This is a genomic window from Ruegeria lacuscaerulensis, assembly GCF_013034685.1.
Classification (GTDB): domain Bacteria; phylum Pseudomonadota; class Alphaproteobacteria; order Rhodobacterales; family Rhodobacteraceae; genus Ruegeria; species Ruegeria lacuscaerulensis_B.
In genome coordinates this window covers 335,474-359,738 of sequence record NZ_WQGO01000005.1, presented here as the reverse complement: position 1 = coordinate 359,738, position 24,265 = coordinate 335,474, and the positions used below count along the sequence as shown (strand labels likewise).

Genomic DNA, 24,265 nt, shown 5'->3' with positions numbered 1-24,265 from the left:
CATGGCGCGTAACGATCACCTTTTGTCCGTTGGCAACGAAGCTCTGACGCCGATGACCTCGGCCATGACGGCTTTGACCACGCAGATCGACCAGCTGACAGAGGTGGCGGATGCGCGCTCCTCGGCGCGTCTTGCGACGCTGAAAACGCGGATGGAGAACTTCACTGCGAGTGTCACGCTTGTTGGGCAGGTCAAGGCAGGGAAATCGTCGATCGTGAATATCCTGGCCGGGCGCCCTGCCCTGTTGCCGTCGGATGTGAACCCGTGGACCTCGGTGGTGACAACGCTGAACATCAACACCCGGACCGAGGATGACAAAAAGGCCAAGTTTACTTTCTTTGAACAGGAAGAATGGGACAACCTGATGGTCGGCGGTGGCCGGCTGGGCGAATTGGCCAATCGCGCCGGGGCCGATGACGAGATGGATGATATCCGCCGTCAGATTGGTGAGATGAAGGCCAAGTCGGAAGATCGTCTGGGCAAGCATTTCGACCTGATCCTGGGCCAGAGCCACCAATACGATTATTTCGACGAAGAACTGATCCAGCGCTATGTTTGCCTCGGGGATGAGGATGACCCGGATATCAATCCAAAGACTGGGCGATTTGCCGATGTGACGAAGTCTGCGGAACTGTTCATGGACATCCCGCAATACCCGATTTCGCTCAAACTGTGTGACACGCCCGGCGTCAACGATACCTTCATGGTGCGGGAGCAAATCACCTTGCGCAGTCTGCGCGGGTCCGAGGTTTGCGTGGTCGTACTGGCGGCAAGTCAGGCGCTGACCACGATGGATATGGCACTGATGCGCATAATCGCGCAGTTCGAGAACCGCCAAATCATCCTGTTCGTGAACCGAATTGATGAACTGGCCGATCCGGTCAATCAGGTGCCCGAAATCCGCGACCGTATTCAGGACACGCTGAAACAGAACAATATCGATGGCAATACCAGCGTCGTGTTTGGCAGCGCACTTTGGGCCGAGGCCGCACTGACCGGTAATCCTGACATTATGAACGAGGAATCGCGGCAGGCACTGAACACCTTCTATTTGGCTGCAGGGTTTGGCGATCAGGCCCCCTCGCTGGACAAGATCTGGGCGCTTTCAGGCCTGCCCGATCTGCTGTTGGCGATGAACGAACGGATCGCCGAAGGCGCAGGCACCCGCCTGTTGGACCGTGTGCGCCACAAAGCGCGCAACATTGCCAGCCAAATCCGCGCAACTGCCGTAGCCAAGAAACTGTCAGATGGTGATGGTGTGGTGCGTGACCTCGACGGTGTCTCTCCTGACCAGGCCATTGCGACCGTTATTGCGGAATATGACAAAAAGGCCGCTGTGCTGACCACATCCCTGCGGGAAAAAGTGCTGGAGCGTCTGAACTCGGCCGAAAAGAACTTTGTCAAACGCGCGACGGATTCCTTGATTGCGCATCTGGAAGAGAATGGCGAAGAAGGCACTTGGCAATACGATCCCGCCGGACTGCGGACCTTGCAAAAGGCGGCCTATTTCAGCTTTGCTCGCGCGATGCGTAAAGAGGCTGGTGCGCTTTACAGTGCTGCTGCGGCGGATGTTGAAGCCCTCTATCATAAGCTGCTGGGTAATCATCTTGGCGAGTTCGCAATCGAAGCACCAATTGTGCCGCGTGTCCCGCCCCCGTTGGGCATCGGGCGCACGATTGCGCTGGATTTGCAAAGCACGTGGTGGCGCCGCTGGTGGCAACGCCGTAAAGGGTTCGAGGCTTACGCCGCAGATTACACCCGCCTGATCGCATCCGAGGCGAGCTCGATCACCAAGGATATCGAAGAAAACCAGATCGCGGCGGTGTTGGAAAACGTGCGTGCTGTTCTGTCTGACTTCCTGCGCGAGCAGAAAGAGACATTGCTGAACATATCGGCCACCGCCGAGACCGACGCATCCCGGAATGCGCTGATGGCGGGCATGGCCCCGCAGAAATCGCGCGACGATATCCTGGGCGACATCCTGAAAGATCTAAGCAACGAGGCAGCATAAGTAGCGACATGGCAAAAGATTCACAAACCCGCTTCGTTTCAACCAAGGCTTGGGAGCGCATTGAAAACTGGTCCCGGCGCAAACCCGTTTTCGCGCTAATGGGAGAGTTCAGCGCAGGCAAATCGACGCTGATGAACTTCCTGCTGCGCTCGGACGCTTTGCCGACACAAGTCACCGCGACCCAACTTCCGCCCGTGTGGTTTAGCTGGGGTAAGCAGTCCGCCTATGTCCAACGACCGGATGGGTCTCGGGACACGATCGGGTTGGATCAGCTTGAATCGGTCGGGGTCAACGACGCTCAGTTCGTTCGGATTTTCCTGCAATCGGATATTCTGGAAGCTGTCGATCTGATCGACACCCCCGGTATCTCGGATCCGAAGATCTCGGATGATGTCTGGCGGCGTGCTGTGGGTCAGGCGAATGGCGTGTTGTGGTGTACCCATGCAACGCAAGCCTGGCGCGAGACTGAACGCGCGACATGGGTGTCTTTGCCAGAGCGGTTGCAGCACAATTCACTGTTGCTGGTCACGCGGGCAGATGTTTTGGACGCAAAGGACCGCCAGAAAGTTTTGCGCCGGGTCAACCGTGAGGCTGGGCATCTGTTCAACCGTTCCATTCTGTTCTCGGCCCGCGATGCGATTATGGCACGTGACAAAAGCGGCGATGCCGAGCAATGGGCGCGCAGTGGCGGTGGCAAGATGGTGGACAGTTTTCTTGAGATCACCGAACAGATCATGGACAACCGGGCCCATCAGTTGGCCAGATACCAGATTGATGACAGCCTGACCGGCGCGCCTGACATGAACGCTTTGCGCCCCGATGCCAACGGTGCTCGCGCACCACTGAAGCTGGTAGACCCGGTTGATGTCGCGGATGCTGAGGATGTTGTGACATCCTTCCCGGTTCGCCCCGCCCGAGTGGAACTTCGCAAGGACGACGCGGATCGCGCGCCTCGGATCGACGCGGACGAAGCGGAACGGATGCGTGCGGAGATGACGAACTCGCCCGAGGACGCACAAGAGGAAGACCTGCGATCCTTCTTCCGGGACGCCGAAGAGCCCGAAGTGACGTTGACAGAAATGTCCGCTGGAGCGGAGAGCGACGACACCGAGGTTGATGCGTTCGAACAGGAAGTTGCTGCATTCGAAGCTCCAGTTGACTCGGACGAGGAAACATTTGTCGATGCGCTTGAGGAAAAACTGGCTTCAACTCCAGAACAGCCCGAGGTTGAGGATACCTCGGCTCCGGAAATCAGCGCGGAAGGGTCCGTTTCGTCCATTGCCGCGTTGATGGCCGAACAGCCCGAAAGTGCCGAGGATGAGTTCGAGCCTGAGCCCGAAAGCAACAGCCTGATCGACATTCAGGTTGTCCCTCTCGCCGGGGCCAAGCGGACCGACAGCGACGCGCAGCCCGAAAAGCTGGAAGATCTGTTGAATGTGCCCGCCGGATCACCGCTGAGTGCGGCCGCGATGTGGCGCGACATTACCGAGGACGAGGACCTGCCTCAGGATGCGGACGGTCTGAAAGCTATGTTCCAGTCCTTCCTGGTCGAGTTTGACCAGATCGCGGCAGAACACAGCGCACGCAAATCTAAGCAGGACATGTCTTCGCTTGCCAAAAGCAACAAATCCGGCGGGGCCGAGTGGCATGTTCTGTAACCGACCGGCAGGTAGAAAGTAGACGTTCAGATGCCTATCGAAGCCGCTTTGAATGCCGCCATGAGCACAATACCCGACTGCATCGCAGCCGGGTATGTCGATATGGAGACGGGGATGTTGTTGGGCTCGGTCACTCCGGACCCAAACGATGCAGAGAATCTGGATACGCTCGCGATCGCGGTTGCCAACCTGTTCCAGGGGCGTGGTGTAAAGGGGTTCGAAGCACTGCTGCGCGAGGCCGGCGAGGATGCGAATGAACCGACTGGATTTGGTGAAATTGCGGTGTTCTCGAAGGACCGTTTGAACATCTTCCTGCGTACCAAGGCCTATCCGGACCATGTGCTCTGCTACATCTGCCGCAGCAGCGCCAATCTGGGCCTTGCGCTAACGAAATCACACCTAACCCGCGGGCCGGTTGCGGCTGCGGTATGAGCGGGACCAGAGGGGGTCACGGCATGATCGACGCGAACATACTCGATATGCTCGAGAATATCGGGCGCAGCGTTGTCGCGCGGGTGAATCCAGCGGTAACCTTGACAGGTACAACGGCTCAGGATCGGCGTGATCAGATTTTGCGCACTATTCGCGGAACCGTTTTGCCCCGCAGGTTGGAGTTTACGGCAGCCAATGGTAACTGCCTCGCGATTGAGGTCAACAGCTCGCGCGTCACAGATGTTTTCTGCGTGAGCGACGGTGTTGCCCCTGATTTTGAAACAGCTTCGCGGGAAGAGTTGGCTGACCGCCTGGCGCAGCTTGTCAGTGACATTGCCACCGCCCCTGCCCCGCTGGAGCTTGTGTCCTTACGGCCTGATACAACGCTGGATGCAGATGATGTCGGGATCACGTTCAGCGAGATTTCCAAATGCTGCAAAGCGATTGAATTGTCTGCTGAACCAGTGGTGTCGCTGGTGCCAGATGCGCCAAAGGCAGAGGAAACGCAGAGCTTGGCCGATCTGTTCTATGACGGGTCTGACCGGTTCGGATTGGGTCGCGTGTTGGCTTTGGCCAAGGACGGGACCCTCATGTCCACCGCGGGCGATTGTGCTGCCGACGGTTCCGTGCATGTAAGTCAGGACCTGATGCAGAGTTTCGCGCGTGATCTGGCGGGTTGGGACAAGGATACCCACGCAGATTTGGATTATCCGCAGCTGATTGTCATGCGTCCCTCGGGCGGCAAAGGCACCGGGCTGGCCGTTCTGCATGATGGTGAAAAGGTCTCGGTCGTGACCCATGAGGCGCGCAGGCTGGGTGCTGTCGTGGGCGTGTGGGCAGCGTTAAAGGGGACGGACGAATGATCGCGCCCCAACCATTCAAATTTTCCAAGAATCCCATCAGTGAACAAGTGTGACCAGGGTAAGTGTTATGAGTGAGAGTAATCGCCGCGAGTTGATCCGCATCGCCGAAGACCTGAACGAGGTCAGCAATGACGAAACACGTCAGTTTATCTCGCGCATCGTGGGAGATCTGTCGAACCTCAAGCCCTCGATCGCCTTTGTGGGTCAGATCAAGGCCGGGAAATCGCGCCTGATCAATGGCTTCACTGGTCAGGCCGAGTATTTGCCGTCGGACGTCAACCCGTGGACGACCGTGATTACTGACATGCATTTCGGCCATCCTTCGGGTCGGACAGAGGGCGCCGAGTTCCACTTTTTCGACAATCGCCAATGGCAAGCCCTGATCGCAGAGGGCGAAGAACTGCGCAACATGTTCCCCGATGACGAGGACAGTTATAAGCGCGAGATGATCGAACAGCAGGTCGAGGCGATGAAAACCCGCGCCAAGCTGCGGTTGGGCGAAAGCTATACGCAGCTTCTGGGCCAGCATCACGATCTGGATCATCTGACATCTGACGATCTGGCGCGCTATGTCTGCGCCGGTGATGAGCCGTCCGAGGATGGCACGCTTGATCCCGGTTCCGATCGCGGGCTTTACAGCGACATCACCCGCAAGGCCGAGGTTTACTTCGACATTGGCCATTTCCCGTTCCCGATCACCGTGACGGACACGCCGGGCGTCAATGACCCGCTGCTGATCCGCGAGGAAATCTCACGCCAGTATCTCAAGGAAAGCGATTTCTTCGTGGTTGTCCTGTCGGCGCATCAGGCGCTGTCGCGGGCGGACCTCAAGCTGTTCCGTCTGATGCAGGCGTTGGAGCTGGGCCAGATTGTGGTTTTCATCAACCGTGTCGATGAATTGGGCGGGGGTGCAGATGACGCGACCAAAGTCCGCGCCGATGTAATGGACGGGTTGGAAAAAGCGCTTGGGAATTCGGATATCGACGTTCTCATGGGCAGTGCGCAATGGGCGCACTACGCATTGACCGGCGATGAAACCGGCGTAAACCATGACGATGTTCTGGCCTGGCTACGTGCCCACCCCGAGCAGATGAAGCAATATCTGGACGGTGTCGAAGAGATCAAGCAAGGCCCCGGCCCGATTAGCCGCGAGGGCGTTCTGCGTTTTGCGGCCATGATCGCCTCGGGACTGCCGGATTTGCGTCGCCATGTGACCCGCGCCCTGGCAGATGGGCCGCGCAACGAGCAGATGCAAATGGCGTGGCAACACCTCAACAGCTTTGCGCAGGGTGAGCTTGACCGCACCAAGGCGCATCTGCGCGCGATCGAGGATCAGGGCACGGACGGGGCGGATGACCCCAGCGAAAACGACAAGACTCAGGCCGACCTGCGCGCGCTGGTCCAAGACAAGACCGAGATGATCGTCAAGGATATGGATGACGTTTTGGCCAACCTGCGTGGTGTCATGGACGATACCGTGGCCGAGGCCGTATCGGACGTGGTGCGTGGCCCGAACGGAGATTCTCCGCTGTTGGCCAAAGGGGGCGAGACAGAGCTGAACTTTGGCCCCTTACGTGATCGGATGCGAGAGCTGGTGCAAGGCGCAACCCAAGTTGTCCGCCAGCGTATGCTGAGCGAGCTTTACGCGGTGGACATGCAAAGCAATGCGGCATTGCGATCCCTGCCGGGCTGGCAGGATTCCGGGGACAACCGGATGAACACCAGCGCGGTTCGCTGGTTCCGCCCTGATACGACGGCCTTGACCCGTGGCATCACCGTGGAACTGCGCGTGACATGGTTATCGCGACTGATTTCGCGCAAAAGCGTGGTCAATCGGGCGGAACGCATGATCGTTCAGGAATTCGAAATGATTGGCGACGATCTTGTCGATACGGCCCGTGAAAACCTGCTGGGGCGTTTGAACACAGTGCTCGACCACTATCTGGCCCTTCTGGCAGGACACCTTGAGCATCGCGCTGGAAGTGGTGAGACCAACGAACGGACCGAGGCGCAAACTGCCTTTAACACCGCGCAACGGATTGCGGATGAACTGGGTGCTGTCTACGGACCGGGCCAATCAGAAATTGAAATACCAAAGGCTGCGGAATGATCGAATTTCCAGGGACCGAACAGGAAGTACGCCAACTCGAGCGTTTCCTGACCGCGACTGAAAAACTACCATCCGACGATTCTGTGGATGACATGCGCGCGCGTGCACTGAGCCATGCCGAGCGGCTGTCGAATGCGATCAACATTGGGTTTGTTGGGGAGTTTGGAGCTGGCAAGTCGAGCCTCGCCAATATGTTGGCAGGGGCCGATATCCTGCCAACCGGACCACAGCATCTTAAATTGCCCTTGGTGATCGTGGCCTATGCGGATGAGCCGGAAACCACGGTGGGCTGGTGGGACAAGGAACCCAAGGTCTATTCTGGCATCGCTTTGGAAAAGGCAGCGGCAGACAAGCCTGATTTCATCTCGGTTGGGTTAAATACCCCCGCTTTGAAGGAAATTTCCCTGTTTGACCTGCCTGGTACGGGGTCGCTTGATGACGCGTCGAAAACTACGCTGGATTTGTTGCAATATGTCGATTGCGCCATCTGGTGCACCAATGGCACCAGCGCCTGGCGCGAGTCAGAGCGGCATTTGTGGTCCAAAGTCCCACCCGAATTGCGTGCAAACAGCCTGCTGGCCATCACACATACGGACCTTCCGCCGGTTCATGACGCGCTGGATCGGGTCCTGGCCCGGTTGAACAAGGAAAAAGGCGATATGTTCCGGGCGGTCGTGCCTATTGGAACGCCGGTTGCCGTCAAAGCCATGGCGCAAGAGCCCGAGCCCGATTTTGCCCTGTGGCAGAGCTGTGGTGGTCAGAACCTTGCTGAGCAAGTATTGCAAATCGCCTCAGACCGGCGGCTGGGAGATCTGAAGGCCGCGCGGGATGCGCTGGAACGCGAGTTTCTGCCCTTCCTCGACAGTTTGACCCTCGACCAGCCTGCACCTGTCGCGTCGCCCTCGGTTAAAGCCCCGCTTGAGGCTGTGTTGCCTCCGTTGGAAAACCCGATCCTCGAAGATTGGTTGGCTGCTATCGCCAGCATCTATGAGGACTTACGTGAATCCTCGGATATGGAGCCCAGCAGTTTTCTGAGCAGCTGTCAGGAGATTGTCGAAGATTTTGCCGAGCGTCTGGAACAGGGTGGTGAGATTGATCCGTCAGCCGATTGGATTCCAGCCGAGTTTGAAAAGGCGACCGACCTGCTGTTGTTGCTGCAATTCGAAACCGGGACCGGGCCGCTTCGGGATGCCGTCAGTATCCTCACACAGCTGAGTGACTGTCTTGCCTGGGCGGGAAGTCGCGCCGAGTCCGCTCACACGAAAACCGGAACCTGAGGTCAGATCGCAGTTGAATCGCGCCGCAGGGCGCGATTCGAGTTGTCAAGAATCGCGCGCTTATTGTTTCGGAATCGCGCAACAATCATCCTAAATCCTGCGTTCAGTCCGCAATTTCTTGCGGGTGTCGGGCTATATATTGTGCCGCTAGTCCTTCGGGAAACAATATATGCGATTCGCGAAGTTTTGGTTCTCAGTGAAGCCATGAGGCGGCCCCAATAAAGTCAAATTTGAAACGTCTAACGTTCTTAAGTGTCCTGCGGTTGTGTTTGGTCGTGAGTTGACGGGCAGTTTACCCGAACACGAACCGCAAAATGTTTAGAACGGGCGGAAAGAAATGAGCCACAATCAGGCTGTCGATACGACGCATGACGAACCCAAAATTGAAGGCCTGGCACCCGGTGCAAAGTTGTTGCGCGGGCAGTATGAAATCCTGCGGTTTCTCAGCAATGGCGGTTTTGGCATCACCTATTTGGCGCGCGACAGTCTGGAACGCGACGTGGTTATTAAGGAATGCTTCCCCGGTGCCCTGTGTCATCGCAACGGCGATACGGTCGAACCAATCGATCCTTCCTACAAGGACGACCTGCGCTCGATCATTGACCTGTTTATTTTGGAAGCCCGCAACCATGCGCGGCTGGTGCACCCCAACATTGTCGACGTTCATCAGGTGTTTGAGGACAATGACACAGCCTATATCGCGATGGATTTCATCAAAGGCTGCGACCTGCTGGATTATGTTGAAAACCCCGAGAATGATGCCGGTCCCGATTTCATCGTGCAGGTCACCGAAAAGATGCTGTCGGCCGTGTCCTTCATCCATCAAAGCGGGATGCTGCACCGGGATATCTCGCCCGATAACATTCTGATCAACGAACATGGTGAGCCCGAACTGATTGACTTCGGTGCGGCGCGGGATCAGGCGGCCAATCAATCGGCGGCGCTGTTGACCCTGCGTGTGATCAAGGACGGGTATTCGCCGCATGAATTCTATGTGCGGGGGGCCGAACAAGGCCCAAGCAGCGACCTCTATGTTCTGGCGGCAACGCTTTACCATGCCATCAGTGGCGAACGCCCCATTGATGGTCAGACGCGGCTGACTGCCTTCAATAACGGGCAGGATGATCCCTATCAGCCTCTGACAGGTCGGTATGATGGATACCCCGATGGGTTCCTTGAAGCGATTGACAAGGCGATGGAGGTGCACGCAACCGATCGTCTGCAAAGCGCGCTGGACTGGCTGCGGATGTTCCGTGGGCCTGGCGTAATGTTCGATACCTTCGCTCACCGTCCCATCTCGGTCATTGTCGGGATGGATCGCAAGGATGAAGAGGCCGAGAAAGCCCGGATCAAAGCAGAAAGCGAAAACGCCGAGGCAGTGGTGACCGCACTGCTGGCAGGCAACCCGGATATCGTTTTGGGTCATGAGGACAAGAAAGAAGAGGAACTGGCCACATTCACCGCGCCTGAGGAACCCCCGGTCGCCGTTGATACCGTGGTCAAAAGCGGCTCGGGTGGTAGTGGAAAACTGATTGCTGCTGCCGTAGTCGTCATCGCGGCCGCCGCCGCAGGTGGATTTTTCGTGATGTCGGGTCAGGACGCGCCTGCAACTCAGGACCTAGCCCTTGACGAAACTCCTGCCGAGATTGAACCGGTCGAACCACCCGAGCTGGCCGTGCTGCAAGACACGGCCCCTGTTGAGTTGACCGCGACCACCGAACCGCAAGACATCGCGCCAGAGCTGACCTCCCCCGAGGTTTACGCTGGCGAACCGACGTCACCCAAGCAGGCGGAAGCAGTGCCAGAACCTGTCGAGCAGACCCTGGCCGAAACGGCTGCCACAGAAGGGCTAGAAGCCCCGGCAGCCGACCTTCCCGCTGAAGATGCGACCGAAACTGTCGCGGAAGACCCGGTTGAGCCTGCAACTCCGGTCACTTTGGCCGAGCAACAGGTGGCGTTTTCCCATTGGGACGTTGAAATTCCGTTCCAGACCTCGAAACGGCGCGCATCGACCGGCAGCGTCATTGCTGTGACTGGTGTTGATCCGGCGCTGGACATGTCCGTGATCGGAGATTGGGTGCAGCGTGGGGCCGCGATCTACACCCTGAATGGCGAACCGATCGAGGCCGACACCAGCTTTGCGGCTCAGGTTCTCAATGATCTCAACGTGGATCCTGACGGCTATACCCGCATCACCGCGCGCTATCGCCCGCTGGGTCAGACCCGCGCGCAGAACGGCCTGTTGGCTCTGCCCACCATGCGCATGGTGGGGCTGGACAACGGCTATGGCTTCACAGTTCGCAACAGTGGCGGTACCGGATGGCAAACCGTGGTCAAAAGCGTTCCCGCCGCAACCGCTGGTAGCCTGCAGGCGGGCGATATCCTGATCTCAGAGGCGCAGACGGGGCTGGCCATCGACGGGCCGGAAAGCCTGGATTCCATGCTGGCTGATCTTGTGTCCGAAGGACAAGCTGAAGCCCAGTTGAACGTTCTACGGAACGGTACCGAAGCAGATGCCACCATGCAGTTGACGCAGGAGTAATCAGACCGGTTCGTTTGTAATCCGCCAGTGTGTGTTTGCTGAGGGTCACGACAGTGGAGTGACCCCGACGGGAACCGGCCCGTCGCGGAAAGTACCAGTGACGTTTGTTTTCCATCATCAGTGCCTCTGCGTGATCTGCGAAGGGGTGAGTAGAAGCCCAGCGGGGCAGTGCCCCGTGCCAAGAAACAAAGGTGTCGTCACCATGTTCAAATATAAAAGCCCTCTCAGCCGGCTTCTCGAAGGTGCCGGCAAACCGAAAGAAGCCGAGGCGGAAGACATCGCTGAAACCAGCGAAGACAAGCCCGAGCCGATTGCAGATTTCAACGCACTGCGCGTGGCGCTTGCTGGAAACAACATGCCAGCGTCGGACAGCTACGATGAGGCTGAGGACCTGATCCCCGAAGCCGAGATGCCGGACTTCTCCGAGGCCGATGCCGAAGACAGCGCTGAAACCGATGATGCGGCAATCCTTGCGGATGTTGTGGACGTCCTTGAGCCGACCGAAGAGCCCGCCGCCGAGGAAGAGATGACCGAAGAAGACCCGATTGTGACGCTGCACGTTGCATCGGACGAAGAGGTTGACGAGGCCGAAGAAGAAGACAGTAACCTGTTTGATACGACGCCGGCCGATCCTGTGATCGAAGTCGTCGCGGAAGATCCTGTGCCCGAGTCGGTGGCCGAGATCGTCGAGGCTGTGGACCCGCAACCTGAACCCTTGCTCGAGGCTCCGGTGGCGCAGATGGCGGAAACACCGTCCGCCGCGCAACCGGCCCAGTCGGATCGTCGTGGTCGTGTCAAAACCACCTTCCTGGGGTTTGAGCGGGCCGACACCCATGTTCAGGACCTGATGGAAACCGCCGAGCCCGTCGCCAAAACCGAGACTGCACAGCAGACCTTCCCGGTCGGTTGGCTGGTTGTAACAGGTGGCCCCGGTCGCGGCGCGTGCATTACTCTGACCGAAGGGCTGATGCAGATTGGTCGCAACGACGATCAGGCGATCCAGCTTGATTTTGGCGACACCGGCATTTCGCGCAGCAACCACGCTGTGATTGCCTATGACCCTGAAGATCGCAAATGCTATCTGGGTCATGGTGGCAAGGCCAATCTGGTACGTCTGAACGGTAAACCCGTTCTCAGCACCGTGGCGCTGGCCAACGGCGATTTGATCCGCATCAGCGAAACCTCGATCCGGTTTGCAGAATTCTGCGGTGACAATTTCGACTGGCGGGATGCCTGATAGATGCTGGCGACCCCGGCATATGACATTGCGCTGATCCTCGATCAGGGTCGGCGCGACACGCAAGAAGACGCGGTCGCCGCGCGCATGTTCGATGTGGCGAATGCTGGGTATATCGTGGTTGCTGATGGCATGGGCGGGCATGCGGCAGGTGACATCGCATCCGAGCTTGTGATCAAAGCCTGGCGGGGTGCGCTGGACCCTGAACTGGAAACGGGTGCGCCATCGAAGCCCGCCCTGATCGACGCCCTGCCCTTGGCGGCAATGCAGGCAAATGCGCTGATCGCGCAGCATTCCGAAGAACAGGGTGATGGTTTCAACATGGGCTCGACCCTGTTGGGTACTCTTCTGATGGGGTCGGACGTCTATTGGATCTCGATCGGGGACAGCCCTTTGTACCTGTTCCGCGACGGAGCGCTGCGCCAGATCAACGAAGATCATTCGATGGCGCCGATCATCGACGCGCAATGCGCCGAAGGCAAGCTGACACAGGACGAAGCGCAAACGCACCCAGATCGCAACCAACTGACCTCGGTCATCATGGGCGCGGCGATCCCAAAAGTGGATTGTCCCGAACACCCCGTCGCTTTGACTGCGTCGGATGTTCTGATCGCGGGCAGCGATGGGCTGCAATATCTCAGCGATGCTGAGATCGAGGCCATAGTTCAGGCCCAATCGGGTGACTTGGCACAGGATATAGCTGACGCGCTTTGGCAGGCGCTTCGGGACAAAGGCGACCCCGATCAGGACAACGCGTCCATTGCGGTCGTGAAATTGACAAGAAACGAATGAAGGCAAAGCGACAGGACACATGAGACCTCAACTGATCATCTCCAGCCTGGCTCTTGCGGCGGCAACAGGTGCCGCCTCGGCGCAAGAGGCGTGCTCGACCTACGAAATTAAGCGCGGCGACAGCCTGCGCGAGCTGGCCATTCAGGTCTATTCGACCGAAGACTTCAGCATTATCTTCGACGCCAACCGCGATGTGATTGGGAACAATCCCAACATCATTCGCGTAGGCGACGTTCTGACAATGCCCTGTCTGGAAGACGTGGGCCGCGCGCCGGAACCACCTGCGACCGAGGCCGAAGCCATGGCCGCCGAGATGGCGTCTGAACTGGTTAAAGCCGCTGAGGAACGTGCCGCCAAAGCCATAGCTGAGGCCGAAGCCCGCGTGGCCGCCGCTGAGGCCGAGGCCAAACAGGCCAGCGAAGACGCGGTGCTTGAGGCCAAAGCTGCCGCCAAGACAGAAATCGAAGCTGCCCGCGCCGAAGCCGCTGCGCTGATCCGCTCCGCCGATACAAGTGGCCGTCCCGAGTTCCAGGACCGTCAGCTGCTGTTGATCACAGGCGGCAATTATGCGCCTTTCACCGATGAGGCCCTGCCCCACCGTGGCCTTTACACCAATCTGGTTGAGACCGCGATGCTGCGCGCCGCGCCCGAGCAAGGGTACAAGATCCAGTTCGTGAATGACTGGTCCTCGCATCTGGACCTGTTGATGCCGACGCTGGCATTTGACGCAACCTTCCCGTGGTCGCGCCCGAATTGCGAAGAACCCGCTGCCCTGTCCGAAACTGACCGGAACCGGTGCGAGACCTACAACTTCTCGAACCCGTTCTACGAGGTTGTGGATACCTTCTTTGCCCGTGAAGGCTCGGGCTATGAACAGACCCTGACCTATGCCGATTTCGCGGGTACCACGATCTGCCGCCCCGAAGGCTGGTCACTGTCGCATATGGATGCAGTGGGTCTGTATGAGCCAGCGATTTCGATGCTGCGCCCGGTGTCGCCTGACGACTGCTTCCACGCCTTGATGGACGGCACGGCCGATATCGTCGCGGTCGAAGCGCATTTGGCAGTCGAAGCAATTGCGCGCCTTGGCTATGAACATCGCATTGTAGAAAACCCCAACCTTGCGGCGATCAAGTCGCTTAACATAATGACCCACAAAGATAATCCAGATGGGGAAGCGATCCTTGAGACGCTCAACCAGGGTCTGTCGATCATGCAGCAATCCGGAGAGTGGCGGGACATCGTCTCAACCGCTCTGCGCTATCAAATGGAAAATGGATAAGGCCCCAGCTGGCCTGAAAACAACAAAAGTCTGGAGGACGAGACATGTTTAATTTCAATCTGAAGAAGGTGGCATTGTCGGCCACGGCTGTAACTGCCCTCAGCGCTGGCGCGGCGGCGGCTCAGGAAGCGTGTACCAACTACACCGTGCAGGATGGCGACACGATGGCAACCATTGCCATCGCGGCCTATGGCACCTCAAACTATCAGCCGATCTTCAACGCGAACCGCAATGACATCACCAACCCCAACGCGCTGGAGCCCGGTCTGGTTCTGGCCCTGCCCTGTGACGATGGCAGCCTGCCGAACGGCCAGAGCGCGCAGGACATCATCGCCGCCGAAGAGCAGCGCGCCGCCAGTGTCAAACGTTCGAATGTCTACGCTCCGCCGATCAAGATGGTTGCCGGCAATGGCTGGGAACCTTTCACCAGCGAAGGTCTGGGCGGCGGCGGTATCATGACCCGTCTGGCGACCACCAGCCTCCAGCGTGCAGGAAACCAGCGTGAATATTCGGTCAGCTTTGTGGATGATTGGGCATCGCACCTGGATACGCTGCTGCCGCTTGGCGCGTTCGATATCTCGATCGCCTGGACAGTTCCTGATTGCACCAACCGCACCTATGAATGGTCCGAAGAAACCGAAGCACGCTGCTCGCAATTTGTGGCTTCGGTTCCGGTCTATGACGTCGTAGGCGGCTTTTTCACCCTGCCCGAGAGCGAATATGTCGACGCAACCTCCTTCTCGGATTTCGAAGGCGCAACCATCTGCCGGATGGCCGGTTGGAGCATGGTCGTTCTGGAAGAGGTTGGCCTGAACCGCAGCAACACCACCGTGGTTCAACCCAACTCGGCCCGCGAATGCTTGGATGCGGTTCTGACTGGTACCGCCGATGTCGCAGCGTTCGAAGTTGAATTGTTTGCGGCCACGAAGAAAGACATGGGCCTTACGTCGGCTGACATCGTGGAAAACCCCTATGTTTCGACCCTGTCGTCCATGAGTTTCCTGGCGCACCGCACCAACCCGTTCGCACGCGAATACATCGCCATGATGAACAAGGGCCTGAACGAGATGCGCGAAAGTGGCGAATGGTATGCGATCATTTCGGACACGCTGCGCGAGCAGAATGAAAAGCTGAACGCAGCATCGAACTAATAGATTGGGGCTGGTCCCACGATCGGCCCCTTTTTTACGACGCCGCCGCATAGCAGGCGTTGCAGACCAAGAACCTCGATCGGAAAGGCGCAATTCTTTCCTACTCACTCTAATAAAGGGCAGACTTTGGGGGTCGGCCCTTTTTCTATTTTTGATAATGTGCGCGTTCGCTGTGTTTTATGCGTCTATCAACGCATTCAGCGTGGCACTGGGGCGCATAACCTTGGCGGTCTTGGCCGGATCGGTGTGGAAATAGCCACCCAAATCAGCCGCCCCACCCTGAGCCGAGGCAAGCTCGGACAGGATCGCCGCTTCGCCATCGGCCAGCGCTTTGGCCAAAGGCGCGAATTCGGCGGCCAGGTCGGCATCGTCCGATTGCGCCGCCAAAGCCTCGGCCCAGTAGCGCGCAAACCAATAGTGGCTGTCGCGGTTATCGGGCTGACCGACCTTGCGGCTGGGCGAGCGGTTGTTGTCCAGAATGCCCTGCGTCGCGGCCTCGGCTGCCGCGCCCAGAACGCCCGCCTTGGCATTACCTTTGCTGTCGGCCAGGAAGTTCAGCGACTCGCCCAACGCGCAGAATTCACCCATCGAATCCCATCGCAGATGGCTTTCCTCGACCAGCTGCTGCACGTGCTTCGGGGCGGAACCACCCGCGCCGGTTTCGAACAGGCCACCGCCATTCATCAGCTTGACGATGGACAGCATCTTGGCCGAGGTGCCCAGTTCGAGGATCGGGAACAGATCGGTCAGATAGTCGCGCAGCACGTTGCCGGTAATCGCAATCGAGTCGTTGCCGGCCGTGATCGTCTCCAGCGATTGACGGGTCGCTTCGCGCGGGGCCAGGATCATGAACTTGTCAGCCACGCCTGCGGCCTCAAGCGCCGGTTTGACGTATTTGATCAACTCAGCGTCATGTGCGCGGTTTGCGTCCAGCCAGAAGATCGCCTCGGACCCGGTCAGGCGCTGACGGTCCATGGCCAGCTGAATCCAGTTCTCGATCGGGGCTTTCTTGACGGTGCAGGACCGCCAGATGTCACCCTTTTCGACGTCGTGCGAATGTAGCACGTCACCATTGGCCAGAACGATGCGAATGGTGCCGTCGGCGGGTGCCTGGAACGTCGTCGGGTGGCTGCCGTATTCTTCGGCCTTCTGCGCCATCAGGCCCACATTGGCGACCGCGCCGGCGGTGGCCGGGTTCAGCGCGCCATTGTCTTTGAAGAAGTTAATCGTTTCGTCATAGACGGACGCATAGCAACGGTCGGGGATCACGCAGTTGGTGTCACCCTTGGCGCCTGCCTCATCCCAGCCTTTGCCACCCGCGCGGATCACGGCGGGCATCGAGGCGTCGATGATCACGTCCGAGGGCACGTGCAGGTTGGTGATGCCTTTATCGCTGTCGACCATATACATGGACGGGCGGTCGCCCTTTATCGCGTCGATGGCGGCCATTATATCGGCATTGCCCTGAACACGCTCCAACAGGTCGCCGAGCCCTGAGTTCGGGTTCACACCCAGCGCATCCAGTTCCGCACCGAATTTGTCAAACACCGGGGCCAGCCACGCCTTGACCGCATAGCCAAAAATGATTGGGTCCGAGACCTTCATCATGGTGGCTTTCATGTGCAGCGAGAACATGGTGCCGTCTTCTTTGGTGTCCTCGATGGCCTCGGCCAGGAACGCGGACAGTGCTTTTACCGACATGAAAGTCGCGTCAGCCACCGTGCCTTCCGCCAACGGCCAGCCGTCTTTCAAAACGGTGGTGCTGCCATCTTTGCCGACGAATTCAATCCTTGCGTCGCCTGCTTGGTCTGCGGAGATGGTGGCCGATTTCTCATTTGCGTAGAAATCGTTGCCGGGCATGGACGACACTTTGGTTTTGCTGTCCGAGACCCATTCGCCCATCGAATGCGGGTTCTTCTGGGCGTAGTTCTTCACGGCCTTTGCCGCGCGACGGTCGCTGTTGCCTTCGCGCAGAACCGGGTTCACGGCCGAGCCCTTGATGGCGTCATAGCGCGCGCGAATAGCCTTTTCTTCGTCACTCGAGGGTTCTTCGGGATAGTTCGGAATGTTGTAACCCTGCGATTGCAGCTCGTCGACGGCGGCCACCAATTGCGGGACCGAGGCCGAGATGTTGGGCAGCTTGATCACATTCGCTTCGGGTGTCTTCACCAGTTCACCCAGGGCGGCCAGATCATCGGTGATGCGCTGCGCGTCAGTCAGGTTCTCGGGGAAGGTCGCCAGAATACGTCCGGCCAGCGAGATATCCTTGGTCCCAACGCTTACGCCTGCGGCGGATGCGAACTTGCGGATGATGGGAAGGAACGAGGCGCTGGCCAGCTCGGGCGCTTCGTCTACAATGGTATACAATATGTCGAAGTCTGATTTATCTGCCATATTCTTTTACCTTTTTTAAAGCCTTTCGGGGCGTGCGTTCCAAGAGTTGGCCACTTTCGAGTGGCATAGGCGGGGCACGGCTATCCTGGTGCCCCAACGGTGACTCTGATTTGACAGGGCCTCCCTTAAATCACGTTTGGCTTGGGATCAATCACATCTGACCGCGCATTTTGACACGGTTTGCGGAAAATCGCGTCAAGAACCCCGTCGTGCTCAATTTTCAGACGCCCCAGGTGTCGCTCAGCTTGTAGCCGCCCGGCCAGGGATCGCTGGGGTCCAGCATGTGTTGATGAGTGCCGGTGATCCAGCCGCGACCGCTGATTTCGGGGATGATGGCGGGGTGTGACCCGACTGTTGCGGTGTCCAGAATTTTGCCGGTAAAGCGAGAGCCGATGATCGAGACGGCCTCGAACGTCTGCCCAACGGCCAGTTCACCCTTGGCGGCCATCAGGGCCATGCGCGCCGATACAGCAGTTCCTGTGGGCGAGCGGTCGATCTTGCCCGGTTGAATAGCGACGGCGGATTTGCCCCGCAGCCCGGTTTCTGTCTTCTCAACCGGGCCACAGAATGCGCAAAACGAGATATGGGTCCAGTCGGGGTTTTCGGGGTGCCGGAAATCGAGTTGTTCATTCGCAGCATTGGTGATTGCAACGCCAACGCGTGCCAGTTCGCGTGCCTCAGATTCGACGATGTCAAAGCCAAGTTGCGCCGCGTTGGCCACGACGAAGCTATCGCCGCCATAAGCGGTATCCACCGTCAGGTGCCCGATCCCTGGAACCTCCAACGATGCCGCCATCCGGTCGGCGAAGCTGGGCAGGTTCTGCACATAAATGCGCTCGGCCTTGCCATTGCGACAGTCGGCCCGAACGCGGACCAGCCCGCCGGGGGCCTCGAGCGTCAGATGCGTGACGGGTTCCTGCATGGGGATCATCCCGCTATCCAGCAGCACGGTCGCTACGCAGATGGAATTCGACCCGGACATAGGCGGCGTATCCTCGGGCTCCATGATGATAAAGGCCGCATCTGCCTCGGGGTGTTTGGGCGGGATTAGCAGGTTCACATGCCGAAACACGCCGCCGCGCGGCTCATTGAGCACGAAGTTGCGCAGTGTCTGGTCCCGCGCGATGAAAGAGCGTTGATCCCAGAGGGTCTCACCGGGCGGAGGCAAAACGCCCCCGACGATGACATCGCCCACCTCGCCTTCTGCGTGGGCGGAGATGACGTGGATGGTTTTCACGCTGCGCATCTGATCTCCCTAAAACCGAGTGGCGGAATAGGGGTTCATCGAAATGGGCGGCTGCGTCCCATCCAGCAACGCGCCAACCAACTCGGCGGTGCCCGCTGATTGCGTCAGCCCCAGATGGCCATGTCCGAACGCGTAGATCACATCGGGCGCGTTGGGGGATGGCCCGATCACCGGGATACTATCTGGCAGCGATGGTCGAAAGCCCATCCACTGTGTGCCCCCTTGCGTGTTCAGTCCGGGCATGAACTGCGCGGCCTTGTTCAGTAGAGTCTCGGCGCGTTTGAAATTGGGTGGCAGGGACAGCCCTCCCAATTCGACCGCACCACCGATGCGCACGCCGCCGTTGATCCGGCTGGCCACAAAGCCGTGGCCGGAAAACGTGAGATGCATCCGCAGATCGAAGGCACCCGGCGGCAGAGTCGTATTATAGCCGCGCTCTGTCTCAAGGGGGATGTGATCTCCCAGCGTTTGCGCCAGATGGTGCGACCACGCGCCCGCCGCGACGATGACCTTTGCCGCATCCAGCGTCCCATCCTCAAGGGTGATGCGCGTCCCGTTTTCCAGCGGGGTCAGGGCCCGGACGCCGCGCGTCTCGATCCGCCCTTGCCGGTCGCTGAATGCTTTGGCCAGATGTTGGACCCACGTCTTTGGATCGATTGTATTCATCCAGTTCGGCGTAAACCCTGCATGGGTGAAGCGGGGGCTGAGGCTCGGTTGTTTCTCGGCTATCGCTTCGCGCGTTTCAAGCAGTTCGAACTCAATCCCATGCGCGCGCCGCTGGTCCCAAGCGGGCAAACTGATGCGGAATTCAGCTTCGGATTCGTAGAGTTGCATCTGACCATCGCGCTGCATCATTGCCTCACCCTCGACGGCCGGTATCAAACGCTCTAACGCAGAGCTTGAGACCTGCATCAGTCGGGCCTGCGCGTCCAGCAGATCCGCATAGCGCGAAGGCCGACTTGCTCGCCAAAAGCGGTACATCCACGGTGCGATCTTCGGCGCGTATGAGGGCGGGATAGACAAAGGACCCAGCGGGTCCAGCAGCCATTTTGGCGCTTTGCGCATGATACCGGGCGTAGCCAGCGGCTCGACCTCGGGGAAAGCAAATGCCCCTGCATTCCCCGCCGAGGTTTGAGAGGCGACCCCGTCCCTGTCCAGCACCAGAACCGAATGCCCTCGGCGCTGCAGTTCCAGCGCGGTCGTGATGCCAATTACCCCAGCCCCGATGATGACGACCTGCTCGCTCAAACTTGTATCCCTGTTTTGAACGGGTCAGATTCCGGGAAGATCAGCGTGGTTTCCGCCATGACATAGGCCTGCCCGGTGATGGAGGGGATCACGCCGCCATCCAGGCCGGGGTGATAAGACAGGCGATAGGTGCTGCCGATAACACTCTGCTGCGTGATCTCATCGCCGGGGGCCAGCGCGCCATCGGCGGCCAAACAGGCCAACCGGGCCGAACAGCCGGTGCCGCAGGGCGAGCGGTCATAGTTATCGTCTGGGCACAGCACGAAATTGCGACCATGAATGGCTGGATCATCCGACGCGCCCTGAAAGATCACATGGTCTATCGGCTCACCCTGTTCGCCGCTTATCCCCTGCGCAATCGAGGCCTCGCGAATAGCGACCGTCATATCGGTGAGTTTGCGAATATTGGCAGATTCAACGGCAATCGGGCTGGGATCTACGATAAAGAACCAGTTTCCGCCATATGCAACATCGCCGGTCACCTGGCCATGACCCGGCACGTCCAGTGTCACGTCGCGATGCACCCGGCGGCTTTCGATATTCTGGACGGTCACTGTGTTTGCGTCGTGCAAAGTGACCGTCACCACACCGGCGGGGGTTTCGATGCGATGTTCTCCGATGCCGATACGTCCCAGATGCGCCAGCGTCACCGCCAGCCCGATGGTGCCGTGGCCACACATACCCAGCACTGCGTCAACGTCGAAATAGATCACGCCGGTTACGCAGGTTGGATCGACCGGTTCAACCAGCAACGCCCCGACCATGGCGGGTTGGCCACGCGGCTCCAGCATGATCGAGCGGTAGAATTCCTCGTGATCGGTTGCCAGCCTTCGGGCGCGGTCGGCCAGCGACCCGGTACCCAGATCGGGTGCTCCATCCAGAATGACCCGCGTGGGCTCGCCTCCGGTATGGCTGTCGATCACATGCATTCAGCGATCACTCCGCCCTGTTTCGACCAATTGGCGAACCACGCGCCGAACAGGGCATATTGCTGTTCGCAATAGTTGCGCTGCGCGTCAGTCAGCTCATCCGTTTCGTTGAAGTGCAACCGGTATTCCTCGTCCCCGTTGAGCACCAGAAGATGCTTGTAGTAAAGCACCAGATCCGGCCCTTCGTCAAAGCTGGACAGAACGTGAATCGCCTCGGTCAGTTCCTGTGCGCGCTGGCGGGCTTCGGCATCACCTTTGGCCGCCCGCTTGGACAGTTCGGCCAGCAACAGCGCCTCGCGCGGCAATGCGGTGCCGATGCCCGTAATCGAGCCGGTTGCGCCGCAATTGACGAACCCGTGATAGACCTCGGTGTCGACGCCAACCATCAGTGTCACCTGATCATCTTGACTGGTGATATTCTCCGCCGCATAGCGCAGGTCGTCTTTGCCCCCGAACTCTTTGAAGCCGATCAGATTGGGATGCTCGGCCCGCAGCGCAAAGAACAGGTCAGCGCGCGTGGCGAACCCGTAATAGGGGCTGTTGTAGATGATCGCAGGCACATCCGGCGCGGCGGTCAGGATTGCCTTGAAGTGGTTCTTCTGCGCAGTCGGAGAGCTGCCACGCGACAGAACACGTGGGATCACCATCAACCCAACGGCACCCACCTTTTGCGCATGCGCCGCGTGCGCAACAGCGGATTTGGTATTGATCGCCCCAGTGCCCACGACAACAGGCAGCCCCGCGGCCACCAGACGTTCAACGCCTTCCATCCGCTGGGCATCGGTCAGCAAAGGCCAATCCCCCATCGACCCGCAATAGACAACCGCCGACATGCCTGCGTCGATCATCTGTCGCCCCTTACGCACCAACGCGTCGAAATCTGGTTGACGGTCCGCTGTGCAGGGGGTCATGAGCGCTGGCATTGTGCCGGTGAAAACATTGGTCGTCATACGGCGATCCTTCGACAAATCTGAGGTTGCGGCGCAGGAGATGCGCCGTTTCAACCGCGATATCGGATATTGGATACAAAATCCACAACAAAATTGCGCTTCAAAAGGCGCCGTGTCTCGTGGCCAACGCCCTTCTGCGATGGACTGGTCTGCGTTTACCGCAACCGTTCACCCGTTTCGGCGTCGAACATCATTGCACGGTCGGGCGAGAAGGTGACGCCAATACGTGCGCCTTGCTTGCTGCGTTCATCGTCCCGCTCTTCCACGATCAGCTTGTCGCCATTCGCGGTCAGCAGATACGAGTAACTGACACCCCCCAAAGCTTCGGTCAGGTCCACGGTGCAACTGTCGCCAGAACGGTCCACCTGAAGGTGTTCGGGGCGAACGCCCAGCGTCACTTTCGTTGCGTTAGCAGGAACCGAAGACGTCACCGGCACTGGCTGGCTGAACGCGGGATGCGTCACATGGCCATCTGTCACGTCGCACTCCAAAAAGTTCATCGCAGGCGAACCGATGAAGCCCGCGACGAACCGGTTGTCCGGGTCGCGATAGAGGTCCATCGGCGCGCCCACTTGTTCGATCCGGCCATCGCGCAGAACCACGATCTTGTCCGCCATGGTCATCGCTTCGACCTGATCATGGGTCACATAGATCATGGTCGCGCCGATTTCATTGTGCAGGCGCGCGATCTCGACCCGCATTTCGACGCGCAACTCGGCATCCAAGTTGGACAGAGGCTCATCGAACAGAAACACCTCGGGGCCGCGCACGATGGCTCGACCGATAGCAACACGTTGCCGCTGGCCACCGGACAGAGCTTTGGGCTTGCGCTTCAGATACTGATCGAGTTTCAGAATGCTCGACGCTTCTTGTACCTTCTTGTCGATTTCGGTCTTGGCGACGCCGTTCATACGAAGACCAAAACCCATATTCTCGGCCACTGTCATATGCGGGTAGAGCGCGTAGGTCTGGAACACCATTGCAACCCCCCGTTTGGCCGGGTCCAAATGGGTCACATCGCGCGACCCGATCCGGATCTCACCCTCTGTCGTTTCCTCAAGCCCCGCGATCATCCGAAGCAAAGTGGATTTGCCGCACCCAGATGGACCCACAAAGACGCAAAACTCGCCATCCTCGATCTGTAAATCGATTCCGTGAATAACCTGCGTCTCACCATATCGCTTGATCGCACTGTTCAGAGTGACGCCTGTCATGTCGCTTGCATCCTGTCCTTAGATCCGTTTGGACGGCTTTCGGGAAACCGCCACGCTTGCGCTTCAATTCCAATTTGATCAGCCACACGGCGTACACGAGGCACCCATGCCTGCAACTGATCAAAGCTCATTCGTTCCGTCGATCCGGTGATCGAAATCGCACCCAAAATCCGCCCCCCTTCGGTCAGGACTGGACAGGCTACGCAGATAATGCCCGGTTCGTGTTCTTCATCATCCACGGCGTATCCCCGCGCACGGATGACATCGAGATCCGCCCGCAAGAGTTGTTCCGACGCCAAGGTCTTGTCGGTAAACCGATGAAAGCTTTGCTGCGACAGAGCTTTATCCAGCGCGTCAGCGTCCAGATACGCCATCATGGCCTTTCCCACGCCTGTGCAATAAGCTGGGCCAACTTTACCCGCTTGCGAATACATTTCTACAGGTTGGGTCGCGTTGCGCTTGTCGACATACAGAACCTGACCTGAATCCAGTTGGGCAAGGTGTACAGTCTCGCCCGTTTCGCGGCTGAGCGCGTCCAGAAAAGGTCGTGCAATCGGGGCAAGCGAACTTTGGGTCCACGCCGCATGCGCCAAACGGACGAGGCGCAGCCCGGGCGCGTATGTCTGCCGGTCCGGGTCATAAGACAGCATGCCCTGGTTTGTCAGGCTTTGAAGAAAGCGATACAGGGTCGCCTTTGGAAAATCGCTGCTTTCCAAAAGTTCCGCGAATCGGACCGGGCGGGCAAACGCTGCCACCTGCTCCAGTACGTCGCACGCTTTTCCTATAGTACCGTCGCCAGCCACGAGCGCCTTCCATCCTCCCATTGATCCACCGTCTTCGTCACGAGGGTCTTGACAAGATTAACCGATTCGATGTGTAGTTTTCAATATGTAAAACAAGGTTTCATTATTTGGAACCAAAATAACCAA

18 protein-coding genes are annotated in these 24,265 nt (G+C 58.7%); 11 read left to right on the top strand and 7 right to left on the bottom strand.

The genetic code is table 11. From position 1 onward, the window contains the following. The first annotated feature begins 1 nt into the window (after window position 1). From GOV80_RS15105 to GOV80_RS15055, 11 genes are all read left to right on the top strand, one after another. Entirely contained in the window at window positions 2–2,011 is a 2,010-nt protein-coding gene (locus GOV80_RS15105; RefSeq protein WP_170785961.1) for a dynamin family protein, read from the top strand. A gap of 8 nt (window positions 2,012–2,019) precedes the next feature. Then, window positions 2,020–3,669, top strand: a complete 1,650-nt coding sequence (locus tag GOV80_RS15100; protein WP_170785959.1) for a dynamin family protein — start codon at window positions 2,020–2,022, stop codon at window positions 3,667–3,669. Between the two features lie 30 nt (window positions 3,670–3,699). After that, the gene (locus GOV80_RS15095) at window positions 3,700–4,101 is read left to right on the top strand and encodes a hypothetical protein (RefSeq protein WP_170785957.1); all 402 of its coding nucleotides are present in this window, start codon (window positions 3,700–3,702) and stop codon (window positions 4,099–4,101) included. A 23-nt stretch (window positions 4,102–4,124) separates the two neighbouring features. After that, the gene (locus GOV80_RS15090; protein ID WP_170785955.1) at window positions 4,125–4,964 is read left to right on the top strand and encodes a hypothetical protein; all 840 of its coding nucleotides are present in this window, start codon (window positions 4,125–4,127) and stop codon (window positions 4,962–4,964) included. Window positions 4,965–5,031: 67 nt separating this feature from the next. Next, on the top strand, window positions 5,032–7,074 hold the full coding sequence (locus tag GOV80_RS15085) for a dynamin family protein (protein ID WP_170785952.1): 2,043 nt from the start codon (window positions 5,032–5,034) through the stop codon (window positions 7,072–7,074). Next, window positions 7,071–8,351 carry a dynamin family protein gene (locus tag GOV80_RS15080; RefSeq protein ID WP_170785950.1) on the top strand — a complete coding sequence of 427 codons (1,281 nt, stop codon included), beginning with the start codon at window positions 7,071–7,073 and terminating at the stop codon, window positions 8,349–8,351. The genes GOV80_RS15085 and GOV80_RS15080 overlap by 4 nt, the downstream gene beginning before the upstream one ends. A gap of 337 nt (window positions 8,352–8,688) precedes the next feature. Continuing rightward, complete coding sequence (locus tag GOV80_RS15075) at window positions 8,689–10,893, top strand: serine/threonine protein kinase (protein ID WP_170785948.1); 2,205 nt, start codon at window positions 8,689–8,691, stop codon at window positions 10,891–10,893. Between the two features lie 202 nt (window positions 10,894–11,095). Beyond that, window positions 11,096–12,130 (top strand): FHA domain-containing protein, encoded by a 1,035-nt coding sequence (locus GOV80_RS15070; RefSeq protein WP_170785946.1) that lies wholly within the window; start codon window positions 11,096–11,098, stop codon window positions 12,128–12,130. 3 nt (window positions 12,131–12,133) lie between these two features. Then, window positions 12,134–12,922, top strand: coding sequence for a PP2C family protein-serine/threonine phosphatase (locus GOV80_RS15065; RefSeq protein ID WP_170773528.1), 789 nt, complete (start codon window positions 12,134–12,136; stop codon window positions 12,920–12,922). Window positions 12,923–12,941: 19 nt separating this feature from the next. After that, window positions 12,942–14,204 (top strand): transporter substrate-binding domain-containing protein, encoded by a 1,263-nt coding sequence (locus tag GOV80_RS15060; protein WP_170785944.1) that lies wholly within the window; start codon window positions 12,942–12,944, stop codon window positions 14,202–14,204. A 44-nt stretch (window positions 14,205–14,248) separates the two neighbouring features. Next, the gene (locus tag GOV80_RS15055; RefSeq protein ID WP_170773525.1) at window positions 14,249–15,355 is read left to right on the top strand and encodes a LysM peptidoglycan-binding domain-containing protein; all 1,107 of its coding nucleotides are present in this window, start codon (window positions 14,249–14,251) and stop codon (window positions 15,353–15,355) included. Window positions 15,356–15,532: 177 nt separating this feature from the next. Here GOV80_RS15055 and GOV80_RS15050 read toward each other — a convergent pair whose 3' ends face one another. From GOV80_RS15050 to GOV80_RS15020, 7 genes are all read right to left on the bottom strand, one after another. Then, complete coding sequence (locus GOV80_RS15050; protein ID WP_170785942.1) at window positions 15,533–17,749, bottom strand: NADP-dependent isocitrate dehydrogenase; 2,217 nt, start codon at window positions 17,747–17,749, stop codon at window positions 15,533–15,535. Window positions 17,750–17,969: 220 nt separating this feature from the next. Next, on the bottom strand, window positions 17,970–18,995 hold the full coding sequence (locus tag GOV80_RS15045; protein ID WP_170785941.1) for a trans-3-hydroxy-L-proline dehydratase: 1,026 nt from the start codon (window positions 18,993–18,995) through the stop codon (window positions 17,970–17,972). A 9-nt stretch (window positions 18,996–19,004) separates the two neighbouring features. Next, the gene (locus GOV80_RS15040; protein WP_170785939.1) at window positions 19,005–20,243 is read right to left on the bottom strand and encodes an NAD(P)/FAD-dependent oxidoreductase; all 1,239 of its coding nucleotides are present in this window, start codon (window positions 20,241–20,243) and stop codon (window positions 19,005–19,007) included. After that, window positions 20,240–21,172: a 4-hydroxyproline epimerase gene (locus GOV80_RS15035; protein ID WP_170785937.1), complete on the bottom strand. Its 933-nt coding sequence runs from the start codon at window positions 21,170–21,172 to the stop codon at window positions 20,240–20,242. The genes GOV80_RS15040 and GOV80_RS15035 overlap by 4 nt, the downstream gene beginning before the upstream one ends. Continuing rightward, complete coding sequence (locus tag GOV80_RS15030) at window positions 21,163–22,122, bottom strand: dihydrodipicolinate synthase family protein (RefSeq protein ID WP_170785935.1); 960 nt, start codon at window positions 22,120–22,122, stop codon at window positions 21,163–21,165. The genes GOV80_RS15035 and GOV80_RS15030 overlap by 10 nt, the downstream gene beginning before the upstream one ends. Before the next feature lie 155 nt (window positions 22,123–22,277). Continuing rightward, a complete protein-coding gene (locus GOV80_RS15025) occupies window positions 22,278–23,336 on the bottom strand; it encodes an ABC transporter ATP-binding protein (RefSeq protein ID WP_170785933.1) in 1,059 nt (352 codons plus the stop codon). Then, window positions 23,333–24,139, bottom strand: a complete 807-nt coding sequence (locus tag GOV80_RS15020) for an IclR family transcriptional regulator (protein WP_170773516.1) — start codon at window positions 24,137–24,139, stop codon at window positions 23,333–23,335. Before GOV80_RS15020 ends, GOV80_RS15025 begins: the two co-directional genes overlap by 4 nt. Between the last annotated feature and the right edge of the window lie 126 nt (window positions 24,140–24,265).